Source organism: Mahella sp. (assembly GCF_020054945.1).
Taxonomy (GTDB): domain Bacteria; phylum Bacillota; class Clostridia; order Mahellales; family Mahellaceae; genus Mahella.
Genome location: NZ_JAIHAU010000007.1, coordinates 38968 through 55126, shown reverse-complemented (window position 1 = coordinate 55126; position 16159 = coordinate 38968). Strand labels below are relative to the sequence as shown.

Below are 16159 nucleotides of genomic sequence, written 5' to 3'. Positions count from 1 at the left end.
TATTACATAATAAATTTAGATAGAGGAGGTACTTAAAATGGCTTTAAAACCATTGGGTGATAGGATAGTTATCAAACAGGTAGAAAAAGAAGAAACCACAAAGAGTGGCATCGTGTTACCCGGTACGGCACAGGAGAAACCTCAGATAGCTGAGGTAATAGCGGTCGGCCCCGGAGGGATAGTCGACGGCAAAGAGGTTAAAATGGAGGTAAAACCTGGCGACAAGGTTATATACTCCAAGTATGCCGGTACCGAAGTGAAGTATGATGGCGAGGAATATATCATAATCAAACAAAGCGATGTATTAGCGGTAATAGAATAATAATGAAAGCAGAGGAGGTATAGCATAATGGCAAAGCAAATTATATACGATGAAGAGGCCCGCAAGGCGTTAGAAAAAGGCGTCAATGCTCTGGCTGATACGGTTAAGATCACATTAGGTCCCAAGGGACGTAATGTTGTGTTGGACAAAAAATTCGGGGCGCCTACGGTAACCAACGATGGCGTGACCATAGCTAAAGAGATAGAATTAGAAGATCCCTTTGAGAACATGGGTGCTCAACTGGTTAAGGAAGTAGCTACCAAGACCAATGATGTGGCCGGCGATGGCACTACTACCGCTACTTTATTGGCGCAAGCCATAGTAAGAGAAGGTTTACGCAATGTGGCGGCCGGTGCAAATCCGATGTTGGTGAAACGCGGCATAGAAAGGGCTGTAGATGTAGCTGTAGAAGAGCTCAAAAAGATAAGCAAACCTGTAGAGAGCAAAGAGGCCATAGCCCAGGTGGCATCGATATCGGCTAATGACGCGACAATAGGCGAGATGGTAGCCGAGGCTATGGATAAGGTGGGCAGAGATGGCGTTATAACAGTCGAAGAGTCCAAGTCCATGCTCACCGAATTGGAAGTAGTAGAAGGCATGCAGTTCGACAGGGGCTACATATCGCCCTATATGGTAACCGATACAGAAAAAATGGAGGCTGTATTGGAAGATCCATATATACTTATTACAGATAAGAAACTGAGCAATGTTCAGGACCTGCTGCCGTTATTGGAGCAGGTAGTACAGCAGGGCAGAAGACTGCTGATAATAGCAGATGACGTCGAGGGCGAGGCCTTGGCGACATTGGTGGTCAATAAATTAAGAGGCACATTTACCTGCGTTGCTGTAAAAGCCCCCGGTTTTGGTGACAGAAGGAAAGAAATGCTGCGCGATATAGCCATTTTGACTGGCGGTGAGGTTATATCCGATGAGCTAGGATTTGATTTGAAAGAGGTTAAACTCAGTCAACTTGGCAGAGCCCGCTTAGTGCGCGTGGATAAAGAGAACACCACTATAGTCGATGGCGCCGGTCATCCGTCTGAGATAAAGGCCCGCGTAGCTTCTATAAAGGCCCAGATAGAGGAAACCACGTCTGACTTTGACAGAGAGAAGTTGCAGGAGAGACTGGCTAAACTGGCCGGTGGCGTGGCTGTAATAAAGGTTGGTGCCGCCACCGAGGTCGAGATGAAAGAGAAAAAGATGAGGATGGAAGACGCGTTGTCCGCCACCAGAGCAGCGGTTGAAGAAGGCATTGTTCCCGGCGGCGGGGTGGCCCTCATCAACGTATTGCCTGCATTGGATAAACTTACAGAAGAAACCTCCGGCGATGAAAGAACCGGTGTAGCTATAGTAAAGAGAGCTTTGGAGGAGCCGGTACGTCAGATAGCCACTAATGCCGGTCTGGAAGGCTCGGTTGTAGTGGAAAAAGTGAAAAACAGCGGTGTCGGCATAGGCTTTAACGTATTGACTGAAGAATATGTTGATATGATAAAGGCCGGCATAGTTGACCCCACCAAGGTTACACGCTCGGCTCTGCAGAATGCTGCCAGTATAGCGGCTATGATACTGACCACCGAAAGTCTGGTAACTGATATACCCGAGAAACAGCCACCGGTGCCTGCGGCTCCCAATCCGGATATGATGTATTAATAGATGATACACAAAAGCCTGTGATTAAACATCACAGGCTTTTGTCATAATATGCGCTTTTATGGAATCATATCTACCATTTGTTTATGTGGAATACTTCATCAAGCGGCAATCTGCTGCGCAATGGCGGCTGCTCGTCAGCATAGCCTATAGGAGTGAATGCTATAACGCGGTATTGATGCGGTATATGAAGAAGCTGCTTTATAGGTTGTTCGTCTATAGCCCCTATCCAGCATGTACCAAGCCCTTGGGCTGTAGCTGCCAGTATCAGGTGCTCCATGGCTATGCCGGCATCCAGCATATAATATTGTTTGCCGTTCATTTCTCCCGAAGCCGATGGATCAGCGCATAGCACTGCTATAGCGCCCGCTTTTTCATAGCAGCTTATGTCCGGGCGATAACTGCGTATTTGGCCCAGTTTCATCATGGTTTCCCGATCCTTTATAAGGATAAAACGCCAGCATTGGCGGTTGGCCCAGGATGGGGCCCGCCTGGTGGCTTCCATAATGCGCTTTAAGGCCTCATCGTTTATAATGCCTTCCTTATAGCGCCTTACGGCACGCCTGTTACTTATAACATCATAGAAGTCCATAAATACTATCTCCTATTATGATGCTGATTCGGTTTCTTGTTCTTTGGCACCTTTAAATGGCATTATATCATATTCGCGTCCTAATTTTTCCAATATATTTAATACTGTATCCAACTGCTCCCTCGTATGAGCAGCCGTCAGGCTTATGCGCACGCGCGAAAGATTGCGCGATACGGCGGGGTACTCCACCGGATTTACATAGACGCCGTATTCGTGAAGCCTTCTGGATATTTCCCTTACTTTCAGATCATCGCCTATTATGATCGGGAAAATAGCGGTTTGCGAGTTGCCTATATTAAAGCCCAGATCCAGAAGGTTCCTTCTAAAATACCTTATATTGTCCCACAGTTTTTCGCGCAACTGGGGCTCATCTACTATAACCTTAAGGGCTTCGCGCAACGAACCGGTCACCTGCGGCGTAGGAGCCGTGGAGAACATATAGGCTCTTGAATAAAAATGCAACATATCCACCAATTCACTGTTGGATGCTATGAAACCGCCTACGCAGCCAAGCGCCTTGCTGAAGGTGCCGGCTACTATATCTATTTGCCCTTCCATATGGTAATATTCGGGTGTGCCGCGGCCGTTGTCGCCTATTACTCCGGTGGCATGGGCCTCATCTATCATCACGTATGCCCCGTATTGCTTGGCCAGGTTTACTATATCGGGCAGCGGGGCTATATCGCCGTCCATGGAATAAACGCCGTCCACTATTATGAGTTTAGTGCGATATTTGTCCTTGACAGTGCTCAGCACCTTTTCAAGGTGCTCCATGTTGTTGTGACGGAAGTAACGGACGTTGGTGTTCTTACAGCCGTCTACGATGCTGGCATGCACATATTGGTCCAGTACGGCTATGTCGTCTTTTTGCAACAGCGCCAGAAGCGTTCCAGCATTAGAGCCGAAACCGGAGGTATAAAGTATAGCGTCCTCGCATCCCTTAAAAGCTGCTACTTCTTTTTCTAAAGCCACATGTATATCAAAGGTGCCGCCCAAAAGCGGGACAGAACCGGCGCCGGTTCCGTATTTTTGCAAGGCCTCCATACCGGCCTGTATGGTCCTCGGATGCCTGGTAAGGTTGAGATAATCGTTTGAGGCCATGTATATCATTTCGCGCAATTCGCCTGTATAAGGATCGATGACCGTCATAATAGGACCCGATCCGCTGACTGAAACGCGTCTGTATTGCATGTGGTGTTTTGCTCGAGCATCGCTTAAATATTCGCTTATGGTATGAGCGCGCTGCATCAAATCCTGATCAGGTATGTAAGCAAAATCCGCTAAACTATATTTTGTTGAATCCATATCACAAACTCCTCTATTCATTCATTGTGCACAAAATTGTGCTCATTAATTATAATGTAATTTTAGTACAATTGTTTGGAAAGTGCAAGTTATTTTTAGCATGGACGCGAATTGCCGGCGTTAGCTTGCTCAAGCGAAACGAATTGTAAGTACGCCAGCAATATTTCATGAGCGGGCGTAGGCTTTATATCATTGCAGGCGCTGAGTTTGCCATAGTACGACTCGCAGTTATTTTTATTTGATGCTTGACAAATGCACGGAGTATGAGTAAAATTCATATCTAGAAACAAATATATTGCCCGGGTTATGATGCAATGACCGGGCAACGGGTGGGAGAAGAGATATATGATAAAGCTTGAAAGACTTACTGACCAGCCCATACTTAGGCCGAGGCAAGAGTATGAATGGGAAAGATCCGCGGTATTTAACGCTGCTGTTATATACCATGAAGGTCTGTTCCACTTGCTTTACCGCACTACCGATAATCCGCCGCATGCCAAGTATGGCACATATATTTCACGTATAGGCTATGCCGTTTCTTCCGATGGCATAAACTTTTACAGAGGGGAGAGGCCTATATTTGAAGGAGAACATGTGCAGGAACAAAGAGGTGTAGAAGATCCTCGCGTGGTCAAGATAGACGATATATTTTATATGACATATACCGGTTTTGGTGGCAGATTTGAAGGCGATTACAGGATAATGATGGCTTATTCCAAAAACCTGGTACAGTGGGAGCGTATGGGCGTCGTTATGGACGAGCCCAACAAAGATGCCGCGTTATTTCCTGAAAAAATCGGTGGCCGTTATGTGATGTTTCATAGAAGGTATCCGAATATATGGGTGGCTTTCTCCGACGACCTTATACATTGGACAGACCATCATGAGGTCATAAAGATACGTCCGGGCACATGGGAAAGCGCCAGAGTAGGCATAGCGGGTCCGCCGGTTTTTAGCTGTGGACAGGCCGAAGTAGGCGATGATATATGGTTGTATTATGGAGGCGCCGATACTGTAATAGGCGTTACCAAAACAAGTAAACAAAAGCTTAAATTCGCTTGATGTCTATAACAAAGCGATCTTAGAGCATAAGGCATCTAAGGTCGCTTATTTTATAAAAATGGAGGTATTGCTGTTGAAATTAGGTATAGTGGGCTTACCAAACGTTGGTAAGAGCACGCTTTTTAACGCCATAACTAAAGCGGGAGCTGAAGTCGCAAACTATCCTTTTTGTACTATTGAGCCAAATATGGGTGTTGTGCCGGTGCCGGATGAACGCTTGGATAAACTGGCCGAAATATTTCATCCGGAAAAAGTTACGCCGGCGGTAGTGGAGTTTTTCGATATAGCCGGCTTGGTAAAAGGGGCCAGCAAAGGCGAAGGATTGGGCAATAAATTTCTATCCCATATACGGGAAGTGGATGCCATAGTACATGTGGTGCGCTGCTTTGAGGACCCCGACGTTGTGCATGTCGAAGGCACGGTAGACCCCATACGCGATATAGAAACTATAAATATAGAGCTGATACTGGCCGATATAGAAGTGCTGGAAAGGCGTATGGAACGGACTCAGAAATCAGCGCGCGGTGGCGATAAACAAGCGCGGTGGGAACTGGATATTCTGGAGAGTATAAAATACGTGCTGGATGAGGGCCAGCCGGCCAAGATGTGCCAATTGGACAGCGGCCAACAGGAATTTGTGCGCCAGCTCCAGCTATTGACATATAAGCCGGTATTATATGTGGCTAATATAGATGAGGATAGTATAATCCGGCCGGAGGCCAACCCTTACGTGAAAAAAGTTATGGATTATGCTAAGGATGAAGGCTCGGAGGTTATACCGTTATGCGCCAAGCTTGAGGAGGAAATCGTACAGTTAGATAATGAAGAAAAGAAACTTTTCATGGAAGAGATGGGTTTGGAGCAATCCGGATTAGAGCGACTGATAAAGGCCGGTTATGAATTACTCGGGCTCATGAGCTTTCTTACGGCGGGACCTAAAGAGGTGCGCGCGTGGACTATAAAGCGCGGTACCAAGGCTCCACAGGCGGCAGGCGTTATACATTCGGATTTTGAAAGAGGATTTATAAGGGCCGAGATAGTTTCGTACGAAGATATGCTGGCGTGCGGTTCGCTGGCAGCAGCCAGAGAAAAGGGGCTTATGCGCTCTGAGGGCAAGGATTATGTAATGCAGGATGGCGATGTGGTATTGTTCAGGTTCAACGTCTAGGCGAACACCTCGCGTATATCATCCCAGGTCAGCTTTTTGATAAGATCGTTATTTTCATCGACGACGTTATCGAAAAGCGCCTTTTTCTTTTCCTGCAGTTTCAGTATTTTTTCTTCTATGGTACCCCGCGTTATCAAGCGGTAAACGTTGACCGGATGAGTCTGTCCCATACGGTAAGCCCTATCCGTGGCTTGCATTTCTACCATGGGATTCCACCATGGGTCGAATATGATGACCGTATCGGCAGCCGTAAGGTTTAAACCAAAACCGCCGGCCTTTATGCTTATAAGGAATACCTTTATATTTTCGTCGTTGTTGAAACGGTCTATCACGGCCTGACGGTTGCGTGTCTGGCCATCCAGATAGCAATATGGTATGCCTTTTTTGTCCAGATGATTGGACAGTATCCCCAGCATTTGTACGAATTGGCTGAATACCAATACTTTATGGTCGCCTTCCAATGCTTCGTCCAATAACTCATCGAATTGATCGAGCTTACCAGATGACAGCTTTTTGGTTATGGCCGGTGTATTTATTGTCAACAAGGCCGGATGGTTGCATATCTGCCTTAAACGCGTTAGGGCCGCAAGTATCTCTATCTGCGAATGTTCAAACCCCTTTTGCTCAACAATAGCGAAGACGTTGCTTTTGACTTGTTCCAACACAGAAGTATACAGCGCCAACTGATCGGGTGTGAGGTGTGCATAGCTTACCTGCTCCATCTTTGGCGGCAGTTCTTTTAGCATCTCCTTCTTGGTCCGGCGCAATACGAATGGGCGTATACGAGCTAACAGCGAATTCAACGCCGATATATCGTTGTTTTTCATTATGGGCGTATCGTAGCGCGCTTTGAACTCGCTGTCACTGCCGAGAAACCCCGGCATAAGGAAATCAAATATGGACCATAGTTCCATAAGATTGTTTTCTATAGGTGTACCGGTAAGTGCCAGGCGATGATTGGCGCGTATAGCCTTTATGCTTTTGGCTGTTTTGGTCTTGTGGTTTTTTATATATTGCGCCTCGTCGATAATGCAGTATTCGAACGTTTTATCAGCAAGATACTCGATATCCTTTTGTATGACAGGGTATGAGGTTATAATAAGGTCATAATGCTTTATATCATTGATTAACTGAATGCGTTCTGTGCTCTGACCTTCTATTATCAGCGTTTTTAATTGCGGCGTAAATTTTTGAACCTCATTATACCAATTATATACAAGGGTTTTGGGGCATATCACAAGCGAAGGTCTGTCGCTGTGGTTTGCAGATATGAGCACCAACGCCTGAAGCGTCTTTCCAAGGCCCATATCATCGGCCAATATGCCGCCAAAGCCGTATTTCTTTAAGAAATACATCCAACTTATACCGTCTTTTTGGTATTGTCTTAAGATATTGTCAAAGGGTTGAGACAAAGGGATATCTTCTATGGGCTTTGCGTTTTTAATCTCATCCTTAAATTGCAAAAACTTGTTATCGCCCTTTGCGTTCCATGCCCTGTTTTTTTCTATCAACCTATCGAGTTCCGGAAAATTGAACAATTTACTGCGAAAACGCTGTTCGTCCTGAGCAGTGAAACGCGAAAGCGTGTCGAAAAGCTCTTTTAGTTCATTTTTATTGGATATCTCGACGAATTTCCCATTTACTTCTATAAAACGCTGGTCTTCCTTTATATATTGTTCCAACTGGTCGCGGGTTATATTAAGGTTTTTGCAATGGAAATCGACATCGAATTCCATAAGATCATAATCGTCATCCATGGAAAAGTCGAAATCCACAGCGACTTTAGCCTTTTCCAATTTAAGATTTTGCAGTCCATCCTCATAATGTATCTTCCATTCCGGGAGTATCGCACTGTCAAAATCTTTTATAAAACGGTAAATGCGTTCTTGATCGCTGAATTCCAGGTGACCGTGTTCAGGATCGATGCCATACCATAAATAGCGCATAAGCCTTTCGTTTACTGTGATCTCAAGCTCATATTGTCTGGGTATCACCAGTACTTTTTCTCCCTCTTTTACTCTATATGGCTCCTGGGCCGTACTTGCACTATAGTAGCTATAATTCAAAAGCCTTTGCGATACATAGCTTTCATACTCCAGAAAGGCTTCTAATATTATGCTGGACACTGCATCCCCACGGCGCAAATATATATGCACCTCGGGCTGTATGGGACGTTGTTCTATTTCCGGTAAAGCGGGGGCGGTGACCGGCAGTTGATGCTTCAAGCGAGGAAATATGTCCTCGACAAACGAAGGGACGTCGCGCTGCGATATGTTTATATACCCTTTGTTTTCATACAACGCTTTGTAAAATGACAGAGGTATATGCGGCCATAGGCGCATTATAGTATCATCCTGTATGGTATAGGCGCTCTTTCTGCCGAAAAATACTGGATTATCGGAACGCACGGTTATTGTCATATTTTCATTTTGCGCCTGCTTTATGTCCAGCATAGGCTTAAAATAATCATTGGAAAATTTTATAGCGGTCTGTCCATCAAAGGCAAATACATTGTCAAAGGATGATAGAAGATCCAATACTTTATCGAGGATGGTGCCGCTCAAACCGAAACTGCCATCGGAATACCTATAGGCTTTAGCCAAGTATGAGATCAGCGTAGCATAGCGCCATGGCAGTAAGGCCGAATCGATTTGCTCCAATTCTTTAGGTATATAAAGCAATAAATGGCTTTTTGCGCTATTTACTATGCGCAATTTTATAGCATATGATTGAGTATCCGAAGGTTGCGGATTATCAGATGATTGTTTAAAATCCTTTATCAGTTTATTGAAGCTTATGCTCGAATCCTGTTCGGCGGTTGTTTCATCTGCTTTAGCCATATGATCCATAAAAGCCAAACCGGTGGCCACTATATGTTTGCATATCCCTCCGTAGTTATAAGGGCAAGTGCATCCGGCGCTTGTTATGGCATCGTTCTTTATATCTATATTCATTGTGACATGATAAGGTTCGCTGCCTTCCACAATGCTCTTGACAGTGTAGACATAAGGCTTTATCTTATGCACTTCTATATCATGAACGGCTTTACCTCTATAGTATGCTATACCTCTTGAATAAGAAACTGAGGTAGAAGCATCTTTTAAAGCCTGTCTTGTAAACATGATTTTTGTATTTTCACTCCTATTATAAGTATTACTTTTCATTATACACTATAATCACCAATATTTAAACATAAAAAATTGTATTTACATGACTGATATCTACTTTTCTTATTTTTAGGCTATTTATTGAGGCCACGTGTCAAGCATTATGCAACCAAGGAAATTTGCTTTTGATAAAAAATCACCTTTGAGGGCAATATAAATATTGCTTAATATTGAAAAGAGGTGATTTTTTTATGACTTTTGGATTAGTAGCGTTGATAGTGGTAGCCATTTTAATAGTGTTCGGCGTGACGCAGAGGGTATTGGATAAACTGCGGTTGAGCGATACGGCGGCTTTGCTATTTGTAGGGGCTATGATAGTGGGCACGTTTTTGCCCGACATACCGTTGGGCTTCGGTATGTCGATAAACATAGGTGGTGGTATAGTACCTGTAATATTGGCAGTATATCTACTGGTAAAAGCTGAAACGTCAACCGAGCGCAATAGAGCTATAATAGCGTCATTTATAGCAGGTGCGGCCGTATTTCTCGTGGGGCGCTTATTTCCTTCCGAGCCGGAGACTATGCCCATAGATCCTATGTATATTTACGGTATAATGGCCGGTCTTATAGCATATCTCTTCGGCCGTTCGCGCCGTTCGGCCTTTATAGCCGGTATTATGGGAATGATTATAGCAGATGGAGCACAGGCATTAACTAATATGGCTTCGGGTATTACGGCGCCGGTCAGCATAGGCGGTGCCGGTATGTTTGATGCCACGGTCATATCGGGCTTATTGGCCGTTTTGTTAGCGGAATTGGTCGGTGAGAGCCGCGAGAAGTTACAGGGAGGTACGGCAAAAAAGGATATGGGCTACGATAAAGGCCACTTCACCAGTATGCTGGGACAAGATCAGGAAAACAGCGATGAATTATCCGCACCGGATATAGGACCTGATAGTTCGTGCAGTGTGGTAGAGGTCTATTCCGACGACGATAATGTCATCATTACGCCTGTTCAGGAGGAAAATGAAGATGAAAATAAATAAGTTGCTTGCATCGGTTCTGATATGTTTGCTGCTGGTAATCGGTAGTGCACGAATGCCTGTAAAAGCGGACGATTGGTATGGCGAAGAGGAAAAATACTTTACGGTATATGATCAAGATGGCAAAGAACTTTTTATGATCGCATGGGAAGTATCCAAAGATGACGAATATCTGAGCGGTGATAACAAGAAATATCGCATAGTATCGGTAGATCAACAAAATCATAGTGCTAAGGCGGAATATATAGAAGATGTGACGTTGCCGGATGTGGATGTATCCATGATAGAGGATGCGGAGGCTGTTATGGCACAACAGGATGGGGATAAGAGAATAGCCATGTACTGCACGCATAGCGACGAGTCCTATATACCAAGTGACGGGACTTCGAGCAAGCCGGAAAAAGGCGGCATATATGATGTGGCCGAGGCTTTTAAGGCCGGATTGGAAAAACGCGGTATTCAAGTGGATTTGGATGAAACGTCACATGTGCCGCATGATGCGGGAGCCTACAGGCGTTCGCGGCGTACGGCGCTTCGGCTTATGCGCGAAACCCAACCGGCCGCTACGTTTGACATACACCGGGATGCCGTACCACAAACACAGTACGTCGCAACTATAGCCGGCGAGAACGCCTCGAAGATCCGCATCGTTATAGGGCGGGGCAATCCCAATAAGGATGCCAACGAGGCGTTGGCCTACAAGATAAAGGCATTGGCCGATAAGGTTTATCCCGGCATGATCAAGGACATATACTACGGCAAAGGCGATTACAATCAGGATCTTTCGCCGCGGTCGCTGCTTTTGGAATTCGGCACATATGATCATACCAAAGAAAGGGCGCAAAATTCGGCAGAAATTTTTGCTAACGTAGTATCGGCCGCGGTATTCGGCGGCAATGTGAAATCGCCGTCGACCGGCGAGACCGCCAAGACTGAACCGGCTCAAAAAAGCGATGAAGGTACGGGGAGCGGTATTATATGGTGGATCGTAGGTATAGCTGTCGTGGGCGGCATATTCCTGTTCGTCAGCTCGGGCGGCAAAGAGATGTTCAGTAAAATAAAGAATAATTGGACCAGCTTTCTTGGGCGCAATAAAAAGTAGGTATGAAGATAGTATATCATAGTTATTCCCCATCGTATGCCGCCGCGGTGGCCGCCGCTATGCATGTCGGAATATTGCCCGGAGAATATATACCGAATAAGAGGCGGATGTTGAGTGTACCGTATTTCGGGGCAAAATACGCATCATATTTTGGTTTGTTTATATATATGGGCATAGATGAAATCTATAATGAGGTATATATATTAGGTACAAAGAATAATGTTTCTGTTATAACGAACGAACTGGCTTCCGTCGATGATATATTGCATATGAACGAAGGGGTATATTGTGTGAATGTAAGCGCTTTTGATACATGTATATCCCTTCCCGCGCAATTTCATTATATGCTGTTAAAAAAGCGATATAACGCGCTTGTTAAAGCAGTACGCCATATAAAGAATCAAATCTCAGTATAAGGATTTTTATGAAACTTATTTATACATGTTATGGCGGCTCTCATTCCTCCGTTACCGCCGCTGCCATACATCTAGGCTATTTGCCGCGGAGAGGGTTGCCGGCATACGAGCAATTTCGCGCCGTTCCGTTTTACGATGAAATGGACGAGGATCAATTGGGCAGATGGGTATTTATGGGGACAGATGAATTCAATAATGATATATACATATGCGGTGTAAAAGGCAATAAGGATTTGGCCATAAATGCTGTATACAGCTATCTTAACATATCGGGTATGGCCGTTGACCGCATAATAATGGTCGATGCACTGATAACGCTTCACCCGTTGACGTCCATAGGCGGATATGTATCGCGGCGCTTAAGATGGGTAAAGCTGGGCCGACCGCTCAGCATAATGGGTATCATGCGTACATATACCCGGTTCGTGGAGCTTGTGGATAAGGTAAAAGAATATGAGAAAAAATTTGGTTCAAACTGATTGTGGATATATTGACTAAAGAAATAATTTGATATATAATAAAAATACACCAGTCGAAACGTTTCGACTATATAAATAAGATTTCACAATATCTTCGCTTATAGGAGGAATATTGGTTTGAAAAATGAAATAACGGCTTATTATTCTGATTTACCTGAGGATATCAAAATGTTTTTTGATCATCAATATTATGATGCTTATGCGTTAATCGATGCTGTACGCAATCCTCATACAGGTTTATATTCAGATGCTTATATGACACTGGCTGATAAGCTAGATCGACGATGCTCTATTGCAGCTACCGGCGTTGGTCTCATTGCTTTATGCATTGCCGATATAGAGGGGTGGGACGATGAAGCTGTAGATAAAGCAATGCTTACGTTACATACAGTAACAGGGCGCACAGCGGAATGTCAGCCTGAGAGAGACAAACAAACAGGGTTTTTCTACCATTTTATAGATGCTATTACAGGTATTAATCTTCATTCTGAAGTTTCGACAATTGATACAGCTTTATTAGTTATCGGTGCGCTTTTTACGGCTAAACACTTTAGAGAACGAGTTCCTGAGCTTGTTGATCTAGCATTGGAATTATTAAAATCTATTGATTGGCGCGTGGTTGTTGCTGATAAAGAAAAAGGTGCCATCAATATGGTTATTGATAAAGGCAAAGGGGAAAAGCCTATATTACCTTATAGCGAATATGTACTAGTTGCATATCTTGCCAGGCTAGCACAGCCTAATGATAATGATATAAAATATTTATGGGAGCATGCGTTTGCAAAAGAAAAGATTGAGTGCTTACCACGAAATGACTTTCATGGATTTGCAGTGCTTAAGAATGCATTACATAATAAGGGTGAGTTTCTCTCTTCATTTGTTCACCAGTTTCCTTTTTATCTTGTTTATGACTATTCCACAAGTGAAGTTTATCGGCATTTTTATAAAAATGCATGTTTAGTCGATCGCTTAAGTTGGGAAATGATAAATTACGTACCTTCTTATGTATGGGGATATGGTGCTGGTTCTAACGATGGTTTATTTGAGGGCTATCATGCGGATGCGATCAATGATAATCCTAAGAATATTGCTTCTGCATATATAGTAGCTGGATTTCTACCGGTTTATCCAGCAGGTATTTATGATCTATATGCGCTGTATTGCCTTCATATTCCATATAACGATTATAAAAATATTAGTGATAAGAAGGAGCAGTGCGAGTTCCGCGCTGCTTATCGTTATGGATTGCACCGCTATTCTTGGCAATATTTGAATTTACCTCATCGTTGGTATCCTCAAAAAGTAACAGTTATCGATTGGAGTTCCATGCTATACGGTTTATGTGCGTTAAAACGCGGTATGGCTTTCTTTACCGAGCGCAATGATGGCCGCCTATAAAACTTAAATTTAAGGGGTGTACTTCATGGTAGAGATTAAACGTAAGCAAATTTTATTAAATGGTCAACCTATGTTGATTATGTCTGGAGAAATACACTATTTTAGGCTTAAAAGAGATGATTGGCAAGATCGTATAGATAAACTTAAAGCAGCCGGATGCAATGCTGTAGCTTCTTATGTCCCTTGGCTTTGTCATGAAACCTTAGAAGGCCGCATAGATCTAGAAGGCCGCATTTACACGCAGCTGGATTTAGGAGGATTTATAGATCTATGTAAGGCGAATGGGCTTTATTTTATCGTAAGGCCGGGACCGTTCATTATGGCCGAAATGAAGAACGAAGGGTTGCCTTATTGGATATATGATAAGCATCCGGAAATCTTACCGATATCATGGGACGGTAAAACCGTGCCCACAAAAACGGTAGATTATATGGCACCATCGTTTTTACGGGAGGTAAAGAAATGGTATTCTGCTGTAATGAGCATAGTAGCGCCGCGTTTATACACAAAAGGTGGGAATATAATAGCTGTCCAGTTAGATAATGAGGTAGGGATGCTGTCATGGGTCAGCAATTCACCGGATTTGACCGATAATGTCATCGTAAATTTTAGAGCGTGGTTGGAAAGACGTTACGATAGGTCAATTATAAGGCAGCGTTATCCTTTTGATATTGGTGACATAAATCTATTTATTAAATCTATTCGCTCGCCTTCTGAACGATATGTTTTAGAGCTTATGCATGATATGGGATACTATATGAGAGATCGCTTTGCACGTTATATAGCTATATTGCGTTCTTATGCTGAAGAATTTGGAGTTAAAGATATACCATTTATAATTAACATTCATGGTACCGGCAGGGGACGAGGTTTAACATTCCCCATAGGCATAAGCCAACTTTATAAAACCTATACGCAAAGCGCTGGATATTTGGCTGCATCAGATCACTATTTGGGTGAACTAACCATGAAAAACTTTCAGGATCTGTATCTTATGAATGCGTTTATGGATGCCATGAACAGGGAAGAACAACCGCTCACGTCCATGGAATTTGAGTGCGGCAATGGTGATTATGATTGCACATATAATGGAAGATATAGTCCGGCGGCGGCTGATTTAAAAACGCGCATATGTATAGCTCAGGGCAATAGGATGCTTAATTATTATCTTTTTGCGGGAGGAACAAATTACCGTTTAGAGCCGGAACCCGATGATGGTAATGGTCGGATAGCCTTTACAGGTGAACGCCATGGTTTTGCTGCACCTGTTGGTCCAGAGGGGCAAATTGATTATACATATTCGCGTTTAGCTAATATTGTAAAGATGATGACCGCCATGTCATATAAATTTTCTAGTATGATTGAAGAGCATGATAGGATTTCATTTGCTTTTATTCCAGATTATTATATGACGGAATATCATTATCCGTCTAGTACCAAAGCTCGGAAGATGGTTGAGAATCTAGAGGCGCATCGTGCGGGTAAAGCATGGGAAGTTATGGCTCGTGCTATGTTGCTTAGCGGTTATCGATTTGGCGCCATTGATATACAAAATAAGTTTATAGATCCACGGACAACACCTGCTTTGGCGTTACCGTCGGCTCTTTATATGGATGCTGCTGTTCAATATAAATTAGTTGAATATATGAGAAATGGAGGGAACATTTTGCTTTATGGTCAAGTACCATTATTTGATATGGAGGGGCAAAACTGCACACGACTTGCCGATGCACTTGGTATAATTTCAGAAGAAATACGGTCAGCTCATGGACATTATTATTTGTCGGTTTATGCAGATGGATGGGCTCGCTCTCGTCCGGAAGTAAGGGTATCATTTGCGCAAATATTCAAATCGAAAGCAGTAAAACCAATATTACGTGTGTATGGTACTGATGATATATGTGGCTTTGAAGCAACGGTGGGGCGTGGTAAAGCTATTGTCATAGCCACCGATTATGTTTGCGATATATCTTTCTTTAAAACAGCATTAAAAAGATTGGGAATTGCACCAGCATTGACACATGATTACCCATATGGTGGCATTTTTATGACAACTACTATTACTCCTGACAACGAGCGTTTTTTGCACATAATCAACCTAGATGAATTTGATAAGGAATTTTGTATATATGAGAATGGCTTACCTCTGTTTGGAGGTTCTAAAGTGAGTATTGCATCAAAAGATGGTTTAATATTGCCTATTGGTGTTATTGTGAAAGATACGGAGGTGGTATATTCTACTGCTGAGATTGAAGGTATTGGCGAAGGTTTTATGGATTTTAGATTAACCAATGATAAAGCTATTATAGCATTGCGTACCGATCGCTATATTATTCCACACGACAGCTATAAAATAGATTTTAACGATGAAATGGCCTTTGTAACGCCTTCTAATTTCAATATATATGGCAAGCGTTTAAGAATATATTTAAAGCAATAGGACTTTTATACAAAGCCTACAGAAATTTCAATATGACATTATCATAAAATCATAATAAAACAGTAATATACATCT

13 protein-coding genes are annotated in these 16159 nt (G+C 43.3%); 10 read left to right on the top strand and 3 right to left on the bottom strand.

Translation table 11 applies throughout. The annotated features are described in order from the left end of the window. Positions 1-37: 37 nt before the first annotated feature. Both groES and groL read left to right on the top strand, forming a co-directional pair. The gene (gene groES / locus JG770_RS02850; protein WP_291954935.1) at positions 38-322 is read left to right on the top strand and encodes a co-chaperone GroES; all 285 of its coding nucleotides are present in this window, start codon (positions 38-40) and stop codon (positions 320-322) included. 27 nt (positions 323-349) lie between these two features. After that, positions 350-1972: a chaperonin GroEL gene (groL, locus tag JG770_RS02845; protein WP_291954932.1), complete on the top strand. Its 1623-nt coding sequence runs from the start codon at positions 350-352 to the stop codon at positions 1970-1972. A 73-nt stretch (positions 1973-2045) separates the two neighbouring features. On the opposite strand, the gene JG770_RS02840 is transcribed toward groL, so the two are convergent. Next, on the bottom strand, positions 2046-2564 hold the full coding sequence (locus tag JG770_RS02840; protein WP_291954930.1) for a nitroreductase family protein: 519 nt from the start codon (positions 2562-2564) through the stop codon (positions 2046-2048). Positions 2565-2579: 15 nt separating this feature from the next. Next, positions 2580-3869, bottom strand: coding sequence for an aminotransferase class I/II-fold pyridoxal phosphate-dependent enzyme (locus JG770_RS02835; protein ID WP_291954927.1), 1290 nt, complete (start codon positions 3867-3869; stop codon positions 2580-2582). Between the two features lie 345 nt (positions 3870-4214). Here JG770_RS02835 and JG770_RS02830 point away from each other — a divergent pair, with 345 nt between their 5' ends. After that, complete coding sequence (locus JG770_RS02830; protein WP_291954924.1) at positions 4215-4931, top strand: glycosidase; 717 nt, start codon at positions 4215-4217, stop codon at positions 4929-4931. A gap of 73 nt (positions 4932-5004) precedes the next feature. Next, positions 5005-6099, top strand: a complete 1095-nt coding sequence (gene ychF / locus JG770_RS02825) for a redox-regulated ATPase YchF (RefSeq protein ID WP_363320892.1) — start codon at positions 5005-5007, stop codon at positions 6097-6099. Here the strand turns inward: ychF and JG770_RS02820 are convergent. Further along, entirely contained in the window at positions 6096-9221 is a 3126-nt protein-coding gene (locus tag JG770_RS02820; protein WP_291954918.1) for a DEAD/DEAH box helicase, read from the bottom strand. The genes ychF and JG770_RS02820 overlap by 4 nt on opposite strands. Before the next feature lie 236 nt (positions 9222-9457). Here JG770_RS02820 and JG770_RS02815 point away from each other — a divergent pair, with 236 nt between their 5' ends. From JG770_RS02815 to JG770_RS02790, 6 genes are all read left to right on the top strand, one after another. Then, positions 9458-10252, top strand: a complete 795-nt coding sequence (locus tag JG770_RS02815; protein ID WP_291954917.1) for a DUF1614 domain-containing protein — start codon at positions 9458-9460, stop codon at positions 10250-10252. Beyond that, positions 10239-11351, top strand: a complete 1113-nt coding sequence (gene spoIIP / locus JG770_RS02810; protein ID WP_291954914.1) for a stage II sporulation protein P — start codon at positions 10239-10241, stop codon at positions 11349-11351. The genes JG770_RS02815 and spoIIP overlap by 14 nt, the downstream gene beginning before the upstream one ends. A gap of 2 nt (positions 11352-11353) precedes the next feature. Continuing rightward, positions 11354-11767 (top strand): DUF3189 family protein, encoded by a 414-nt coding sequence (locus tag JG770_RS02805; RefSeq protein WP_291954910.1) that lies wholly within the window; start codon positions 11354-11356, stop codon positions 11765-11767. A gap of 8 nt (positions 11768-11775) precedes the next feature. Beyond that, entirely contained in the window at positions 11776-12246 is a 471-nt protein-coding gene (locus tag JG770_RS02800; protein WP_291954906.1) for a DUF3189 family protein, read from the top strand. 117 nt (positions 12247-12363) lie between these two features. Next, entirely contained in the window at positions 12364-13644 is a 1281-nt protein-coding gene (locus JG770_RS02795; RefSeq protein WP_291954904.1) for a hypothetical protein, read from the top strand. A 25-nt stretch (positions 13645-13669) separates the two neighbouring features. Then, entirely contained in the window at positions 13670-16084 is a 2415-nt protein-coding gene (locus tag JG770_RS02790; RefSeq protein ID WP_291954900.1) for a beta-galactosidase, read from the top strand. Positions 16085-16159 lie beyond the last annotated feature (75 nt).